Annotated in this window: 15 protein-coding genes; 3 read left to right on the top strand and 12 right to left on the bottom strand. The window is 70.7% G+C overall.

Annotated features, from left to right (window positions below; all coding sequences use genetic code 11):
• The first annotated feature begins 164 nt into the window (after positions 1–164).
• Positions 165–1,595, top strand: a complete 1,431-nt coding sequence (locus tag CG723_RS13995; protein ID WP_234374285.1) for an MFS transporter — start codon at positions 165–167, stop codon at positions 1,593–1,595.
• The gene (locus CG723_RS14000; protein ID WP_100593583.1) at positions 1,592–2,167 is read left to right on the top strand and encodes a TetR/AcrR family transcriptional regulator; all 576 of its coding nucleotides are present in this window, start codon (positions 1,592–1,594) and stop codon (positions 2,165–2,167) included. Before CG723_RS13995 ends, CG723_RS14000 begins: the two co-directional genes overlap by 4 nt.
• Before the next feature lie 20 nt (positions 2,168–2,187).
• On the opposite strand, the gene CG723_RS14005 is transcribed toward CG723_RS14000, so the two are convergent.
• The 10 genes from CG723_RS14005 to CG723_RS14055 all read right to left on the bottom strand — a co-directional run bounded on the left by CG723_RS14005 (position 2,188) and on the right by CG723_RS14055 (position 13,101).
• The gene (locus tag CG723_RS14005; protein WP_100593584.1) at positions 2,188–3,441 is read right to left on the bottom strand and encodes an amidohydrolase; all 1,254 of its coding nucleotides are present in this window, start codon (positions 3,439–3,441) and stop codon (positions 2,188–2,190) included.
• A 180-nt stretch (positions 3,442–3,621) separates the two neighbouring features.
• Positions 3,622–4,269 carry an FMN-binding negative transcriptional regulator gene (locus tag CG723_RS14010; protein WP_100593585.1) on the bottom strand — a complete coding sequence of 216 codons (648 nt, stop codon included), beginning with the start codon at positions 4,267–4,269 and terminating at the stop codon, positions 3,622–3,624.
• Positions 4,270–4,433: 164 nt separating this feature from the next.
• A complete protein-coding gene (locus tag CG723_RS14015; protein WP_100593586.1) occupies positions 4,434–6,248 on the bottom strand; it encodes a sugar-binding domain-containing protein in 1,815 nt (604 codons plus the stop codon).
• A gap of 56 nt (positions 6,249–6,304) precedes the next feature.
• Positions 6,305–6,934 (bottom strand): hypothetical protein, encoded by a 630-nt coding sequence (locus CG723_RS14020; RefSeq protein ID WP_100593587.1) that lies wholly within the window; start codon positions 6,932–6,934, stop codon positions 6,305–6,307.
• Positions 6,935–6,940: 6 nt separating this feature from the next.
• A complete protein-coding gene (locus CG723_RS14025; protein WP_100593588.1) occupies positions 6,941–7,777 on the bottom strand; it encodes a carbohydrate ABC transporter permease in 837 nt (278 codons plus the stop codon).
• Positions 7,774–8,745 carry a carbohydrate ABC transporter permease gene (locus CG723_RS14030; RefSeq protein ID WP_100593589.1) on the bottom strand — a complete coding sequence of 324 codons (972 nt, stop codon included), beginning with the start codon at positions 8,743–8,745 and terminating at the stop codon, positions 7,774–7,776. Before CG723_RS14030 ends, CG723_RS14025 begins: the two co-directional genes overlap by 4 nt.
• Complete coding sequence (locus tag CG723_RS14035; RefSeq protein WP_100593590.1) at positions 8,742–10,076, bottom strand: ABC transporter substrate-binding protein; 1,335 nt, start codon at positions 10,074–10,076, stop codon at positions 8,742–8,744. Before CG723_RS14035 ends, CG723_RS14030 begins: the two co-directional genes overlap by 4 nt.
• Positions 10,077–10,310: 234 nt before the next feature.
• Positions 10,311–11,039 carry a cupin domain-containing protein gene (locus CG723_RS14045; RefSeq protein ID WP_100593592.1) on the bottom strand — a complete coding sequence of 243 codons (729 nt, stop codon included), beginning with the start codon at positions 11,037–11,039 and terminating at the stop codon, positions 10,311–10,313.
• A complete protein-coding gene (locus CG723_RS14050; RefSeq protein WP_100593593.1) occupies positions 11,033–11,956 on the bottom strand; it encodes a PmoA family protein in 924 nt (307 codons plus the stop codon). Before CG723_RS14050 ends, CG723_RS14045 begins: the two co-directional genes overlap by 7 nt.
• Positions 11,953–13,101, bottom strand: a complete 1,149-nt coding sequence (locus tag CG723_RS14055) for a Gfo/Idh/MocA family protein (protein WP_100593594.1) — start codon at positions 13,099–13,101, stop codon at positions 11,953–11,955. The genes CG723_RS14050 and CG723_RS14055 overlap by 4 nt, the downstream gene beginning before the upstream one ends.
• A 179-nt stretch (positions 13,102–13,280) precedes the next feature.
• Here CG723_RS14055 and CG723_RS14060 point away from each other — a divergent pair, with 179 nt between their 5' ends.
• Positions 13,281–14,327, top strand: coding sequence for a LacI family DNA-binding transcriptional regulator (locus tag CG723_RS14060; protein WP_100593595.1), 1,047 nt, complete (start codon positions 13,281–13,283; stop codon positions 14,325–14,327).
• Between the two features lie 79 nt (positions 14,328–14,406).
• On the opposite strand, the gene CG723_RS14065 is transcribed toward CG723_RS14060, so the two are convergent.
• Together CG723_RS14065 and CG723_RS14070 are read right to left on the bottom strand one after the other, a co-directional pair.
• Positions 14,407–16,281, bottom strand: a complete 1,875-nt coding sequence (locus CG723_RS14065) for a DUF2264 domain-containing protein (RefSeq protein WP_100593596.1) — start codon at positions 16,279–16,281, stop codon at positions 14,407–14,409.
• On the bottom strand, positions 16,278–17,258 hold the full coding sequence (locus CG723_RS14070; RefSeq protein ID WP_100593886.1) for a hydroxyacid dehydrogenase: 981 nt from the start codon (positions 17,256–17,258) through the stop codon (positions 16,278–16,280). Before CG723_RS14070 ends, CG723_RS14065 begins: the two co-directional genes overlap by 4 nt.
• Positions 17,259–17,278: the final 20 nt, after the last annotated feature.

Genomic DNA, 17,278 nt, shown 5'->3' on the forward strand with positions numbered 1-17,278 from the left:
CCGGGGTGGGGGCGGAAGAAGCGGGTTCCGGGCCGTGTCATCATTCAATGACATCGTCTGATGACAAGAACGGGAACCCTCCCTTGCAGCCCTCCATACCGGCGTCTGCGCACACCTCCGTCGCAACGGCTCCGACACCGGCACTTCGGCATCCGCGGGCCCTCGTGCCCGTCCTCGTCTCGCTCGGCATGCTCGTCGCCGTGGTCAGCAGCCTCGGCGCACCGCTCATCCCGACCATCGCGGCCGAGGACCACGTCGCCGCCTCCACGGCACAGTGGGCACTGACGCTGACGATGCTGGTCGGAGCCATCGCCACACCGGTCATGGGGCGCCTCGGCGACGGCCCGCACCGCAAGAACGTGATCCTCACGGGTCTCGCCGTGGTCCTGGTGGGCAGTCTCCTGGCGGCCCTGCCCCTCGGGCTGACCTGCCTTCTCTTGGGCCGGGCGCTGCAGGGCGTCGGCATGGGCCTCGTCCCGCTCGCCATCGCCACCGCCCGTGACGCACTTCCTCCGGAGCGGGCACGGTCTGCGGTGGCGACCCTCTCCCTGACCACCGCCGCGGGCATCGGCCTCGGCTATCCGATCACCGGCCTGTTCGCCCAGTACCTCGGCATGTACGCGGGATTCTGGTTCGCGGCCGCCACGGCAGCCGCCGCGTTCATCGCCACCTTGATCGTCGTGCCCGCGGCGCCGAGCCGCCCCACCACCCCGATGGACTTTCCCGGCGCCCTGCTGCTCGCCGGCGGCATGGCGGCCCTCCTGGTGACGCTTGCCGAGGGGGAGCGGTGGGGCTGGGGATCCGCGCCGCTGCTCGCGCTCGCCGTCGCGGCCGTCGTCCTGCTCGCCGGGTGGGTGCTGCACTCGATGCATTCCACGCATCCGCTGGTGCGCGTACGGCTCATCAAGGATCGCGGCGTACTCGTCGCCAACCTGACCACGATGGTCGGGGGCGTCGGCACCTACCTGCTGATCGCCCTGGTCACCCGATACGTCCAGACGCCCGTGTCCGCGGGATACGGCTTCGGCTCGTCCATCGTCGTCACCGGCCTGCTCCTCGTGCCGTTCTCCGCGGCCAGCCTCGTCACCGGCCGCCTCGTGCGGATGCTCGGCGCAGCGGCGACGCCCGCCCGCATGCTGCCGCTGGGCTGCCTGCTCTCCCTCGCCGGCCTGGTCTGCTTCCTGCTCGCCCGCTCCAGCCTGTGGGGCATCGGCACGATGATGGCGCTCGCCGGACTCGGCGTGGGCGTCACCTTCGCGGTCACGCCCGGCCTGATCGTCGGCGGGGTGCCCGCGCAGGAGACGGGCAGTGCGATGAGTTTCAATCAGGTCATGAAGTACATCGGGTACTCGACCGGCAGCGCGCTCAGCGCGGTCATCCTCCAGGCCGCCACCGCCCCCGGCGCGGCGCTGCCGGCCAACGACGGATACCGCAACGCGGGCCTCGCCGGCTGCGCCGCCTTCGTGATCACCGGCATTCTCGCCGTGGTACTCACCCGGACGGGCACCCGGCTGCGGCCCTCCGTGGTCGCGGCGGGGCAGACCACGCCGGTCGCCAAGGGGGAGCAGGCGCGCCCCGAGCCGAGCCGCCCATGAGCGCGGAGGCCGCGGGCCCGCGCCGGAACTCCGCCCGCACCCGCGAGGCGCTGCTGCGGGCGGCGACCGAACTCTTCTCCGAGCGTGGCTACGACCGCACGACCATCCGCGAGATCGGCGAGCGGGCCGGTGTGGACCCGGCCCTGATCGCGCGCTACTTCGGCAGCAAGCCCCTGCTGTACGTGGAGGTGCTGCGCGCCGAACACGGCGACACCGCGCCGGACGACCTGCTCACGGAGCCCCGCCTGCGCGAGGTCGCCGAGCGGGCGGAGCGGCGCGGTCCGGTCCCTCTGCTGAGAGTCGCTGTCCAGCCGTTGAGTGACGGGGCCGCGCAGGACGCCACCCGCGCGGCCCTGCGCGCCCGGCTCGTGGATCCGCTGCGGGCACGCTTCGCCCGCGAGGGCAGGGACCGGCCCGGGCTGCGGGCCGACGTGCTGGTGGCGGCGGTCGCCGGGGTATTGCTCGCCCGCCATTCCGGGGCGTTCGAGGACCTCGCCGAGGCGGACGTGGACGAGGTCGTCGACGTACTGCTGGAGACGTTCGGCGGCGGGGGACCTGCCGGCGATCGGTGAACGCCGGCAGGACCACCGGTTCACGCGTCCGCGAGCCATTCCAGGGCGGCTACGACGAGTGCTTCCACGCCCGTGCTCAAGGTGGGCTCGACGAGGGGGGCGAAGTGGGGGGAGTGGTTGGCCGGCAGTTCGTCCAGCCGGTCTTCCGCGAGCGCGGTGAGGACCGTTTCGGTGTCCAGGCCGCCCCAGAACCAGAACACGGTGGGCACGCCGAGCACCTCACCGAAGACGCCGACGTCCTCGCTCGCGTTCACCTGAGGCATGGGCATGATCCGCTGCTGCCCGAAGTGCTCCGCGAACGCGGCGACCGTGGTCTGCGTCGCGGCCGGCTCGCTCACGAGCGCCGGAGCGGCGCCGGTCCAGTCGAAGTCCGGCGGCTGCTCCGCGCCGCTCGCCTGCGACTCCGCCGTGACGATGCGCTCGATCGCGTTGCGGACCTTGTCGCGGATCGCCGGGGTGAACGTACGGACGTTGACCCCCAACTCGGCCTTGTCGGGGATGATGTTGTCCTTTGTGCCCGCCTGCAGGCGACCCACCGTCACCACGGCCGTCTCCGCCGGAGGCACCTCCCGCGCGACGATGCCCTGCAGCCGCGTGACCACGTTCGCCGCCATGAGCACCGGGTCGATGGACGCCTCGGGCCGGGATCCGTGGCCGCCGCGACCGTGGAGGGTGATGTTGAGGGAATCCGCAGCAGCCATCACCGGGCCCGTGCCGTAGCCGATGACCCCTGCGGGCAGTGGCCCGACGTGCTGGCCCAGCACGATCTCGGGCTTGGGGAACCGCTCGAACAGTCGGTCATCGACCATCCCGCGCGCGCCGACCGCGAGTTCCTCAGCCGGCTGGAACACAACCAGCAAGGTGCCGCGCCACTGATCACGTGCCTGCGCGAGCAGCATGGCGGCGCCGGTCAGGCAGGCGGCGTGCATGTCATGACCGCAGGCGTGCATCACCGGTACGTCACGGCCCTCGTTGTCCACACCACGCGCCTGGCTGGCGTAGGGAAGCCCGGTCTTCTCCTCCACCGGCAGCGCGTCGAAGTCCGCACGCAGCATGACCACCGGCCCCTCACCGTTGCGCAGCAGCCCGACCACGCCGGTGATGCCGATCCCTTCGGCCACCTCGTCGAATCCCGCGTCGCGCAAGCGCTGCGCCAGCAGACCGGCGGTTCGCGTCTCCTGGAGCGAGAGTTCCGGGTTCTGGTGCAGATCCTTGTAGAAGGCGGCGAGTTCATCGCGGATCTCCGGCAGTTGCGCGGTCACCGTCTTCGACATGGCTACCTGACCTTTCTGAGTACCGATGTGCGTACCGTAACTCCGCACAGATGTGATGCGCGTCGCCCCCCGGGGCAGGTGGAGCTGATTGATGTACGTGCCAAGGTGGCTGCGCGGGGGTGTTGGACGAGCTCACCGAACTCATCGCACGTCCCTGACCTGAGGAACGCGTCCGCCCTGTCAGGGCTTCCAGTCGCCCGTACGGTCCAGGCGGCGGCGTTGCTGTCCGGCGGTGGGTACGTCGAGGGCCTGGCCTCGTGCCGTGAGGCGGTCGGCGACCGTCGTGCGGTGCTCAGCGGGCTTGTTGTCGTCGTACTTGAATTTGGCGCGCACCTCGGTGACGTCCAGGCGCAGGCCGCGGATGCCGGACAGCATGCGGCCGTACGGCGGCTGGTCCACGGCGACGAGGGCGTGGTCGCCGTTCGGCTGGAAGTGGGCGAGCTGGCGGCGCAGGAGTTCGGCCTTGGCCTCGGGGGTGTCGACGATGTGGGCGCGGCAGGTGAACTGGACGGCCGCGTAGTAGCTGGTGGGGACGCCGTCCGTGGGCGGCGTGTCGGGCTTGGCGCGCCAGGGGCCGGGGACGAAGGCGTAGTCGCCGATGACGGTGAACGTGACGATCGGGTCGTTCTCGATCGCCTTCCAGACCGGGTTGGGGCGGGCGAGGTGGATCAGGAGCCGGCTGTTGTCGCTGGTGAAGTGGGTGGGGACGACCATCGGAGCCTGGCCGGGGAGGCCGTTGACACTGAGCTGGCCGAAGTCGTGGCCGTCGGCGATCCACGTCTGCCATTCGGCGTCGTCCAGTGCGGCGTCCCAGGGCTGGATGAACACGCTCTGCTCCTTGCGGGGTTGTAGGGCGGTCCAGGGTATTTCGTTTGCGAGAGGTCCATGCGAGAGGTCTAGGTGAGAGCGAGGAGGCCGACGGCGACGGCTGCGGTACCAGGCCGACGAGCTGGCCGCGGGAGACGGAGGGGACGGGACAGTCGGCGGCGACTCTATGTGGTGGCTCCCGACCGGCCTCGGGTCCGGGTCAGGATTCCGCGCAACTCCGCCTCGGGGAGCTTCGGCTGGCGGTCCGCGGTGAACAGGCCGTTGATCTCCTGCTCGGTGTCGGTGAACTGGGTGAAGCAGAAGCCGGCGAGGCCGGAGTCCACCGCGGCCTCCACCAACCCGGCCAGGCGCTCGGCGAAGTCCTCCTTCGTGCTCACGGTGTCGTAGCCGAACCACTCCGCGCCTTCGGCCGGTTCGAAGGTGGCCCCGCCGAACTCACTCAGTACGACGGGCTGTCCCTGGTGGCGCACGCCGTCCAGGACGAACCGTTTGGCACCGGGCCACTGCTCGACGATCTCGCCCTGCCGCAAGGAGGAGTGCCCGTAACGCTCGCGGAGCACCTGCGCATGCTGCGTGTAGTCGTGCACACCCCAGATGTCGGCGGCGGAGATCTCCCAGCCGTCGTTGGAGACGGCCGGGCGTGACGGGTCGAGGGCCTTGGTCAGGTGGTAGAGGCTGTCCATGAAGTGCCGCTGGGCGGGGACGAGCGCCGGGTTCGGGACGGACCAGGACTCGTTGATCGGAACCCACGCGACGATCGACGGGTGGCTGAGGTCGCGGGAGATCGCCTCGGTCCATTCGCCGACCACCCGCTCGACGGTCTGCGTGCCGAACGTGTACGCCGACGGCATCTCCTCCCAGAGCATCAGCCCCAGCCGGTCGGCCCAGTAGAGGAAGCGGGGGTCCTCGATCTTCTGGTGGATGCGCAGCCCGTTGAGGCCGATCGACTTGGCCAGTTCGGCGTCTCGGCGCAACGCGTCTGCCGGGGCCGCCAGATGGGATGCGGGCCAGTACCCCTGCTGGAGCGCGAAACGCAGCAAGTACGGCTTGTGGTTGAGGAGGAAGACACCGTCGTCCCAGCCGATGTCGCGCAGACCGAGGTAGGACGTGACGCGGTCGACGGGGGTGTCGTCGGCCGCGTCGTTCAGAGTCACGATCGCGTCCACGAGATGGGGTTGCTCGGGGCTCCAGAGCAGGTCGTCGAGGTCCTGAGCGTGCCGGAGGGCCGGCACCGCGACATCGAACTCCGTCTCCCGGCCGTCGGCCAGCGTGCGCTGTTCGGCGAGCACCCGATCGCCTCGGGCGAGGCGCACCGTGACGGTCAACGGGCGTCGCGGCCACTCGCTCAGCCGGATCCGGCAGCGGACGCGGGCGTGCGCGACATCGGGGGTCCAGTGCAGGATCGTGATGTGTTCGTCCGGCACGTCCTCCAGCCATACCGGCTGCCAGATGCCTGAGGTGCGGTGGTACCAGATGACGTGCGGGTCCCGCCGCCAGTCCTGCTTGCCGCGAGGTTGAGTGGCGTCGAGCGGCTGGTCCTCGGCCCGCACCACGACGGTCTGCTCACCGTCCCGGCGGACGGCATCGGTGAGGTCGCAGGAGAAGCCTGTGTGGCCGCCTTCGTGACGCCCTACGAGTTGTCCGTTCACCCACACCTCGGCCCGGTGGTCGACTGCGCCGAAGTGCAACAGCAGGCGCCGGCCCGCTGTCGGCCGCGTGACCTCGATCGTGCGCCGGTACCAGAGCACGGGGTGGAAGGCCGTGTCGCCGACGCCGGAGGCCTCGGACTCGGGCGGGTAGGGCACGGTGATGGTGGCGGTGAAGGGTTCGGTGGATTCCGGGTCCATCCAGCGCCCGGAGCGGCCGCGGTTCGCGTCGTCGTAGGCGAACTGCCACGGACCGCTCAGGTCACGCCAGTTGGGGTCGCGGACGAGCTGCGGCCTCGGGTGGCCGGCGGCGTCCAGATGGGAGTACGGCATGCGACAACTCCGGTGGTGTCGTACGGGAGTATGGAGGAAGTGGGCGTCGCCGCGGATCAGCCCGCGGTGGAGCGGAGCCCCACGACTGTGGCGGCGAACGCCAGCGGACCGGACAGCAGCGGAGCCAGCAGGGGAATCGACCAGGCGAGGAGCAGGCTCAGGAGTACGGCACCGGCGAGGAGGAGCGAGCCGCGCGGGTCGGCGACGCTGCGGAAAAACCCCTCGCGTGCGGACAGCCGGTGCGGAGCCTCCAGCGCCGTCGCGCGCAGCCCCACGACCATGACGCCCAGCGTGAGCAGCGCCAGCGCGGGTGACATGACGGCCGCTCCGGGCAGCGAACTGCGCAACAGCGCGGCGTCGATCAGGAGGACGAGTGCGAGCAGCGGCGGAACACACCCGGCGGCCAGCACCCGCGCGGTCATGTGTGCGCGCAGGTGAGCGACGTACGTACCGGCCCGGACAGGCAGGCCATGGACAGCGCTCTGCCGGAGGGCGGTCGACGCGGCGGCGAATGCGGCGGGTGCGGTGACCACCGGGAGGCAGGCGGCGGTGGTGAGCAGGCCGACCAGGAGCACGTCGGCGAAGAGGGAGAAGCCCGGACCGAAGACCTCGCCGGGCTCCCGGCGATCGCGGCTGTCCCGGCTGGACTTGCTGGACGTGGTCGGCGCGGTGGGCGCGTGGGTCATGGCGGCTCAGCCCTTCAGCCCGGAGGTGGCCATGCCCTGCACCAGATAGCGCTGGAAGACGAAGAAGAACAGCACGATCGGCAGGACCGAGATCACCGACATGGCGAACATGGGCCCGTACGCGGACGTGCTGGACTGGTCGACGAAGCTGCGCAGGGCGAGGGTGATGGTGAACTTCTCCGGTGCGAACAGATAGATCATCTGCGTGAAGAAGTCGTTCCACGTCCAGATGAACGTGAAGATGGCGGTGGTGATCAGCGCGGGCCGGGTCAGGGGGAGCGTGATCGACCAGTACGTGCGGAAGGCGCCGCAGCCGTCGATGCGGGCGGACTCCTCCAGCTCGCGCGGGAGTCCGCGCATGAACTGGACGATGAGGAAGACGAAGAACGCCTCGGTGGCAAGGAACTTCGGCAGGATGAGCGGCCAGTAGGTGTCCACCATGCCGAGCCGGTTGAAGATGATGTACTGCGGGATCAGGACGACGTGGTGCGGCAGCATCAGCGTCGCCACCATGAACGCGAACATCACCTTGCTCATACGGAAGCGCAGCCGGGCGAAGGCATAGGCGGCCAACGAGCAGGACAGGACGTTGCCCACGACGGCGCCGACCGCGATCAGCAGGGTGTTGCCGAGCAGTCGTGTGACGGTGATGCCCGAGACGCCGTCCAGCGCGGTCGTGTAGTTCGACCACTCGAAGTGGCCGGGCCACAGGTCGAGGCTCGTCACCACCTCGTCGGCCGGCTTGAGCGACGTGGCGAGGAGCCAGGCCAGTGGATACAGCAGTACGAGCAGGCAGACGGCCGCGGCCGTGTGCGGCAGCCACCGCTTCATGGCGATGTTCATCGTCCCTCCTCGTCCGCGTAGAAGACCCAGGACCGGGACGTCCGGAACAGGATCAGGGTGATCGCGGCGATGGCGATCAGCAGCATCCAGGCCATGGCCGCCGCGTAGCCCATGTGCGAGGCGGTGAAGCCGCGTTCATACAGATAGAGCGTGTAGAACATGGTGGAGTCGGCGGGGGCGCCCTTGCCGCCGCTGATGACGAAGGCCGGTGTGAAGACCTGGAAGGAGTTGATGATCTCCAGCACCAGGTTGAAGAAGATGACCGGGGACAGCATCGGCACGGTGATGGAGACGAACTGCCGTCGGCGGCCGGCGCCGTCGAGCGACGCGGCCTCGTAGAGATCGGGCGAGATCTGCTGCAGACCCGCCAGGAAGATCACCATAGGCGCCCCGAACTGCCACACCGTCAGCAGGACGACCACGTACACCGCGAGGTGGGGATTGCCCACCCAGCCGCCCACGTCGATGCCGACCGAGTCGAGAAGTCCGGAGACCGTGCCGCCGTCGTTGAACAGCGCCTTCCACACCAGGGCTATGGACATGCTCGCCCCGAGCAGGGAGGGCGCGTAGAAGGCGGAACGGTAGAAGGCACGGCCGCGGTTGAGGTTCTTGAGGAGCATCGCGACACCGAGGGCGAGGCCGAGCTTCAGCGGGACGGCCACGACGACGTACAGCATCGTGGTGCCGACCGACCGCCAGTAGCGGGGGTCTTCGGTGAGCATCTCCGTGTAGTTGCGCAGGCCCACCCAGCGCGGCGGATCGAACAGGTTGTAGTCCGTGAAGGACAAATACAGGGAGACGGCCATCGGCACGAGGGTGAGGACGAGCGCGCCGATCATCCACGGGGAGAGGAACACGTAGGCGGGCCACTGCCGTTCACGTACCTGGCGGCGCCGCCGCCGGGCCGGCACTTGGCGGTCCGTGTCCGGGGCGGGGCGCGAGGGCGCCCTGGTCGACACAGTGCTCATGACCTCAACTCCCGGTTCGCCTCGTCGATGAGTTCGCGTGCCGCCTGGCGTGGTGTGGCCAGGCCGTACATCACGCGCTGGTATTCGCGGGTGAATGCGGTCTGGATCGCGACATCGCCCCGTGGCGGGGCGGTCGGCGGGGCGTCCAGGCCGTACTTCTCCAGGGTCTGCGCGTACTCGTAGATCTCCCGCTCGGGGCCCTTGAGCGTCTTGGCGACGCGGGCGGCGATCCTCCGGTTGGGCGGGGTGGACCGGGAGAAGGCGAGGATATCGCCGACCCGTTGGTCATTGAGGAGGAAGTCGACCAACTGTGCTGCCTCTTCGGGGTGTTCGCTGTCCGCGCTGACGCCGATGAGCATGCTCGGCTTGAAGTACGAGCCCTGGTGGCCGTCGGTCGTGGGGACCGGTGCGAAGTGGACGGAGTCGCCCAGCAGGGCCGGGTAGCTGGGGAACGGCGCGTCCCAGGTGAAGTCGGCGGCGGCGAGATGACGGCCCATCGGGCTGGTCTCGGTGCTGTTGGCCTGCGCGGTGTCCCTGGCCTGAGCGATGGTGCCGTCCTTGCGCAGCCGGTCGCAGAACGTCCAGAACGCGGTGAGGTCGTCCTCGGTGAACCCGAGCTCGGTCTGGCTCGCGTAGAGCTTTCCGCCGCGGCTGCGCAGCCAGGTCTCGAACACGTCCTCGTTGGTCCCGCCGTCATTGGCACCCGCGAAGGGGCGGCCGTCGGGAGACTTCAGTCCCAGGGCGACGATCTTCCTGTTGGCCCTTTCCCAGTCCTGCCAGGTCCAACTGGGCTTAGGTGAGGGGATGTTGGCCTTCTCGTAGACGGCGGAGTCATAGGCGTAGCCGGTGATGCCGCGGCCCATGGGAAGGGCATACTGCCCGCCCTTGTACGTGCCGGTGCGCAAGAAGTCCCTGCTCATGTCGGACGTGCGGATCGTCCCGTTCTTGATGGCGTCGTCCAGTGACATCAGCGCGCCCCCGCCCGCGTACTGGGACACCTGCCGGTAGTCGAGCTGCGCCACATCGGGCATGCCGCCGCCGGCCGCCTGGGTGGCAAGCTTCTGCAGGTATGCGCCGAAGTCCCCGCTCGATGTGCGGACGGTGACGCCGGGATGCTCCTTCTCGAAGAGCCGCACGGCCTGCTCGGTGCGTGCGGCACGGTCGTCGTTGCCCCACCAGGAGAACGTGAGGGTGACACCGCCGGATGTACTGCCGCTCGCGGTGGCGCAGGCGGTGAGCGTGGAGTTCAGCGCGGGGCTGAGGCCGACGGCGGCCGCGGCCAGGACGGCCCGGCGGGGGAGTGGGCGCCGGCCGCTTCGGGGCTCGGGCATGGGGGGCCTCCCGGGGAACGGTGCGTGGATGGAGGGGGAGGGGCGGGGTGGTGAGCAGCCCCGTGGCCGGGTGTCCGGCGGTCGGGGTGGTGGCGATCAGCCTCGCGGCCGGGGGTGGACGGTCGAGGTGGTGACGACCAGCCCCGCGGCCGGAGGGCAGGTGGAGAGGGTGGTGACCAGCCTCGCGGCAGGGTGTGAGCTGGACGGGGTGGCGACCAGCCGCGAGGCCGGTTGTCAGATGCCGAGGTAGACGTCCAGACGGCCGCACATGCCGAAGCGTCCCCGGGCGGTGGGCCCGGTCGCTGTGACCCTGGCCCCGGCCAGGTGTCCGGCGTCCTTCGCACGCAGAGCGCCGAGTTGTGACCCGGTCGCCGCCGCCGCGGCATGTGCACCGTCCTGCCAGCGCTGCTCCCAGGCGTCGAGGCGCGGGCGGATCAACTCGGCGGCGGCCCGCTGGAACGCCGCCAGCGGTTCCGGATCGCCGCCCTCGGTGGCTTCGCGCAGTTCCAGGAACCGGCGGGTCGCCAGATCGCGGCGGGCGCGCGCGACCTCCACCTGCTGGGCTTCCGGGACGTCGGTGGGGATACGGATCGCGGTCGCGTAGGTCTCGGCGTCGGTCAGGAGGTCCTGGGGGAGGGTGAGCACCGCGTCGCCCGCTTCGGGCAGGCCGCTGTTCTGCATCACGACGGTGATCTGCAGGCCGCCGGCATTGGTGAGTCGATGGATCGTGCCCGGCGTGAACCAGGCCACGGTGCCCGGCTCCAGAGGTGTCTCCTGGTAACCGGACGTGGTCAGGGTCTGCACGGTGCCACGCCCGGCCGTCACCACGTATCCCTCGCTGCACGTGAGGTGCAGATGCGGGGTGCCGCCGCCGGGCAGCCCGTCGACCGTGGGCCAGTCGTAGACCGTCAGGTGGGACACACCCACCGCCGCCGGGAAGCCGTCGTACGTCGCGCTCACCACGCGTGCCCCCGCAGGTGCGCGGCGACCTGCTCGCGGTCCCAGGCGCCGTCGGCGATCGTCACGCGGTAGCTACGGGTAAGGGTGTCGCCCGGCGCGAGGACGAGCTCCTCATGGAAGGCCCAGGACGGCGCGACCGCGGCGAACGGGTCGCTGCGCACGAACCAGTGAGCGGGGTGCGTTCCCTTGTCGCCCGCGTGGTCGTTGGCGGCGGCGTGCTCGAAGACAAGGGTGGCGTGACCGTCGCGCCCGTCGTGTTCACCGACGTACGCCAGCCAGGATGCTTGACTGCCCATCAGGTCTCCGCCGTCCGCTTCGGCGGTGAAGACCCGCCCGTCGCGGAAGGCCCGCGGCCCGCGCCAGAACAGGCCGGTGTATCCGGCCGCGGGACGGCCGTGGGTGGTGGGGCTGCCGAAGTGCAGCGGTTCGTCGCGCCGGTTGGTGATGGCCGAGGTCCACGTGAGCGACCAGCTGCCGGACTCCGCGTCCACGTCGCGCACCTCGATGCGGCGTTCCTCGTCGGCCCACAGTTCCTTGGTGTGCGGGTGCCAGGTCAGACGCTCGGCGATGACGGCGCGGCCGTCCGTGGCGGAGACCTCCTCGAAGGCGACGTGGGCCATCGAGCCGACCTTCTCGGGCTGGGCGAGGTATCCGTCGCCGTGCACGTAGGTGTTGCCGCCCCACAGGTTCTGGCCCGACAGATGAGAAGCCGTCAGCTGCAGTCCCTTGTGCCAACGGTGGTCGTTGGGGCGGTAGTCGGTGACGACCGCGCCGGAGAGGGTGCGGATCGGGTGCAGATACGGCTTTGGGGCCTCCCATGCGGCCTCGGGCCGGTACACGTAGGCGAACAGCTCGGTGCCGGTGGCCGCGTGGGCGACGGTGATGCGGTCGCCGTGGGCGTGGGTCAGTGCGAGCGTCATGCGGGGGCCTCCTCCTGGTGGGGGCCGGCAGGCGCCCATCCCTGGGCGCCGCCGTGCAGGGCGGTGTAGTAGGGGTCGCCCGGGGCGATGTCCCCGGCGCGGACGGGCACGTCGGTGAACGCGGACTTGTACAGAGCGGTGATGAACTCGAGCGTCTGGCGTCCGCCCGCGCCGCTGGTGGCGTGGCGTCGTCCGGCCTTGATGTCGGCGACGAGCGCCCGTAGTTGGGCGAGGTGCGAGCTGGGCTCGTCCTCGCCGAAGTCGTGCCAGCCGGCGACGGTCTCCTCGGGGACGCCGGGAGCGGGCGTGATGCGCCAGTCGGCGTTGCGGTAGCCGTACAGGTGCGTCAGCTCGATCGTCGCGAGCTCGCAGTCGATGCGGATGCGGCTGACCTCGTCGGGGCTCAGCACGCTGTTGACGACCGTGCCGACGGCACCGTCGGCGAACCGGACCTGGGCGGTGGACACGTCCTCGGTCTCCACGTCGTGCACGAGCCGCGCGGCCATGCCGCGCACCTCGGTCCACGGCCCCATCAGATCGAGCAGCAGATCCGTCTGATGGATGCCGTGCCCCATCGCCGGGCCGCCGCCCTCGGTCGCCCAACGGCCGCGCCACGGCACGGCGTAGTAGGCGGTGTCCCGGTACCAGGTGGTCTGGCAGTGTGCCACCAGCGGCCGGCCGAACGCGCCCTCGCGCAGCAGCCGGCGTATGTGCCGGGCGCCGGAGCCGAAGCGGTGCTGGAAGACGATCGACGCGTACGGGTCCCCGTCACCGCCCTTCTCGGCCGCCTCGACGGCGTCGTAGTCGGCCAGAGACGGGCACGGCGGCTTCTCGCACCAGACCCAGGCACCGGCTCGTAGCGCCGCGACGGACTGTTCACGGTGCACGGCGGGCGGGGTGCACAACACCACGAGATCCGGCCGCACTTCGGCGAGCATCGCGTCGAGATCCGTGGACGCGTAGGGAATCTGGAACGCGTCGGCGAAGGCACGTACCGCGGTGTCGTCCACGTCCACCACGGCTACGACGTCCGTCTCCCCTTCCGCGGCCAGCTTCTGCAAGGCCGGCAGATGGCTGGACCGCGCGATACCACCCGCTCCGACGACGGCCGCGCGCAGCGGACGATGGGGACGATCTGGAGACATGGGAACCCTCTCGAGAGACGGACGGCAAGCGCTTGCCGTGAGGTGGTTCCAACGTTGTAACTGCCACGTATCCGCAGGGTCAACCCCCTCGCCGGAAAGAGTTTGCCGGCGGCGGGAACCTGGTGATTCGTGCTCACGAGTGCATAATCTGGGGGAACTTCGAGTGCGGGGGCGATCGAATGGCAGCAGTGACACTCAAAGACGTGGCGGAGCGTGCGGGAGTGTCGATCAAGACCGTGTCCAACGTTGTACGTGACGCCCCGAAGGTGTCCGAGGCGACGCGGACACGGGTGATGCGCGCAGTGGCGGAACTCGGCTACCGGCCAAATCCGTCGGCGCGAAGACTCAGAACCGGGCGCAGCGGCCTGATCGCGCTGGCGGTCCCGGACCTCGCGACGCCCTACTTCGCGGAGCTCGCACACCATGTGAGAACAGAGGCGGCGGCGCTCGGCTTCACCGTCCTGATCGAGGAGACCCTCGGGGACGCAGGCGAGGAGCTGCGTCTGGCTACCGGTGTCGGCGCGTCATTGCTGGACGGCGTGATCCTGTCACCGCTGCACGTCTCACCCGACGAACTCGCCTCGGTGGCCGACGCGTTCCCCCTGGTGCTGCTCGGCGAGCGCAGCTACGAACACGATCGCGTCGTCGCAGACCACGTCCTGATCGACAACGTCGCCGCGGCTCGCGAGGCCACCGCGCACCTGGCCGGTCTCGGCCGCACCCGGATCGCCGCCGTCGGTGTCGACCGACCGGAGTCCGCGACCAGTCGCCAGCGCCTGGAAGGGTTCCAACTGGCGCTGCACGAAGCACGGTTGACCTATGACCCCAGGCTTGCGCCGCTGGTGAAGGAGTTCGACCGCCGTGACGGGCTGCTGGCGATGCGCACCCTGCTGGCGCTGCCGGCGGATGTGCGGCCCGACGCGGTGTTCTGCTTCAGCGACCTGCTGGCCGTAGGAGCCCGACGGGCCGCGTTCGAAGCGGGCTTGCGCATCCCCCGGGACGTCGCCTTGGCGAGTATCGACGGCTCCGCGGAGGCGCTGTACAGCACGCCCTCTCTCACCTCGGTGGTTCCTGACAAGGCCGCGATCGCCTCCCTGGCCGTGAAGTGCCTGGCGACCCGCATTCGCGCGGACGACGCCCCGCCGTTCGAGGTGCACGTGGCCCCCCACTGGCTGGAGGTGCGGGAGTCCACGAGCGGTGAGCGGCAGCCGCTGCCCGCCGCCTGACGGATCGGCGCCCGGCCTGCGGCCCGCACGCGCGGGCCGCAGGCATCAAGGACGCGGACCGGCGGTTCGGGAACGGGCCTCACCCATGGGTGACGCGCACCGGTTCGAAGGCCACGGTGGTCTGCGGACCATCGGCCCACAGCACGCGCAACTCCCCTTCGCTGAACCGCACGTCGGTCACCACGTCGGTGAGCGGAGCGCTGGGCTCGTCGGCGCTCAACGACGCCAGTGCCACGAATACCGCCGTTCCCTCGGCCTCGCCGGAGAGTCGCGGCACCCGCACCCACCGCTCGTACGCCGTCCCCTGCGGCGCCCGCACCTCGTCCCGTTCGCCCCACCCGTACAGGCCGTGCAGCTGCGAACTCAAGGCGTCCGAGGCCCACCCCGTGAGCGTGACCCCCGCCCCGTGCGGTGCCCCCACGACCCGGTGCACCCGCAGCTCGTACCGGCCCCGGGCCACGGTCACGCTCTCCGCGCGCAGCCCCGGCACCATCGGCGGGCCCGAAGCGAACACCGGCAGGTGCGAGGACGCGGCCCAGCCCCAACCGTCACCCTGGCCCGCGCCCAGCGGACGGATCCGGCGCCGCGCGCTGGCCGCGCCGCCGACCACGACCGACAGATGGTTGTCGGCGACATTCGTCCGGGACGTCGGGCCCGTGTGCGTCGAGTACGCGTGACGGCCGTACAGCGGGTCGTCCTGAGCGGCCGACTCCGATTCGTGCGGGCGGACGTGGTCGCTGCCGTGGTTGTGGAGCCGTACGATCCCGTCGGCCTGCGTCGACTGGACGAGCAGTCCCGGCGCGGGCAGTGCGAGCACCCGGTCCGGGCCCTCGCTCGGCGCGGGCTCCTCGGTCGCCGTCCACAGCGGATCGTCCTCCGGCGCGAGCAGCGCCACGAACCCCTTCGACGCCCAGTACGGTGATGCCGGCCCCGAGTACGTCTGCAACGTCGCGTCGTGCGGGCCGTGCCAGCCCAGGCTGAGCAGCCCGTCGTCCGTCACCCCGCCCCGGTCGAGGAAGTAGCGCAGGCTCCCGCTGATGAGGCGGCGCGACGTACCCGGCGTCAGCGGAGTGTGGCCGGTGACGGCGCCGATGCCGACGGCCGCCGACGCCGCGAACCGGTAGGTCAGCGAACGCCCGAAGTGGATCGGCGCCCCGTCGGCGCCGAAGAGCAGCGAGAACCCTTCGAGGTGCTCACGCAGACGGGGCCCGAACCGGGCGGCCAGCGCGGTGTCGCCGGACAGGTGCGCGTGCAGCATCGGGTACAGGTGCAGCGCCCACCCGTTGTAGTGGTCGAAGGCCTGCCCGTCGCCGTCCGCATACCAGCCGTCGCCCCGGTACCACGTCTCCATCAGCCCAAGTGCCCGCTCCATGACGCGCGTTGTGGCCGCGTCGCCGCGGCCGACCGACTCCAGGAACGACGCCACCGTGAACGGGAACAGATACCAGTTGTTGGGTGCCGGCGTGTGATTGATCGCGCCGCGCAGCCAGGTCTCCGCCCGGTCCTGCACATCGTCGTCGAGCCGGTCCCACAGCCACGGCCGGGTCAGAGACAGGCCGAGCGCCACGGACGCCGACTCGACCATCGGCTGGCCCTGCACATGGTGTTCGAGGATCAGTGGCCATGACTCGGCGTCGTCCCGGCCGGGCGTCCGAGTGCCCGCCGTGAGGCCCTGTGCGTACCGCTCCAGCCAGCCGTGCGGGTCCTTTCCACCGGCGCCCGCGACCCGGAAACCGGCCGTCAGGAACGTACGGGCGAAGCCTTCGAGGCCGTCCGAGCGGACTCCGGACGCGGAGGGGCGTCCCGGAAGGTCGAGCAGGGCGCCCTCGGGTGTGGCCCAGCGCCACGCGGCGCCGAGCAGCCCGTCGGCGACGGCCTCCCAGTGTGCGCGCGTGTAGCCCGTGCGGGGACTCAACTCGCGGTCTTCTTCGGGCAGTTCGAACGGGATGGTCATGCGAGGAACGCCAGCCTTTCGCGTCGTACGGGATGGGCGAAGCCGTCGCCCGCGGCCCACCGGGCCACCTCGCCGACAGCCGTGTCGGCGAGGCGCTCCCACTCGTTGCCCTGGGAACCTGCGAGGTGGGGTGTGATCAGTGCGTTCGGACAGGCCCACAGGGGGTGAGCGGCGGGCAGGACTTCGGGGTCCGTCACGTCGAGCACCGCCCGGATGCGGCCCGTGCTCACGACATCGGTGAGTGCGTCCTGGTCGACGACGGCGCCGCGAGAGGTGTTGATGAGGGTGGCGCCCGCCCGCATGGAGCCGAGCAGCCCCCGGCTGACGAGGCCGCGCGTGGCCGGCAGCAGCGGCGTATGGACGCTCAACAGGTCGCTGCGCGCGAAGAGTTCGGACAGCTCCACCCACTCCACGCCCAGTTCGGCGGCCTCCGCCTCGGTGACGTACGGGTCGTGCAACAGCACCTCGAAGTCGAAGGGCCGCAGCAGCTCGATCACCCGCCGGCCGATCAGGGACGCGGACAGCAGGCCCACCGTGCGGCGGTAGTTGCCCACCTCTTGCGTGGTCAGCAGCCAGTTGTCGCGCGCACGGGTCCGCCGGAAGTCGCGGGCCCGTTCGAGGACGTTCTTGCCGTGCAGCAGGATCATCGCGAGGGTGTACTCCGCGACCGGCAGCGCGTTGGCCGCGGCCGCCGAGGACACCTCGACGCCCTGTTCCCAGCAGGCGTCGGTGACATGCCCGCGCACCGAACCGGCCGCGTGCACCACGGCCTTCAGGCGCGGCGCCGATGCCAGTACGTCCGCGTCGAGCGGCAGGCAGCCCCAGCCGGTGACCAGCACCTCGACATCGGCGAGGACATCCTTGGCCCGTACGGTCGTCAGGTCGTCCAGTACGGGCAGCGGCGCCAGGTCGCACACCTCCGCGAGCGCGGCCACGGACCGCGGCGTGAAGACGGCCGCCGCGGCCTGGGGGGACATGGCCAGCGCCACGCGGGGCT

Source organism: Streptomyces sp. CB01635, from assembly GCF_002803065.1.
GTDB lineage: Bacteria > Actinomycetota > Actinomycetes > Streptomycetales > Streptomycetaceae > Streptomyces.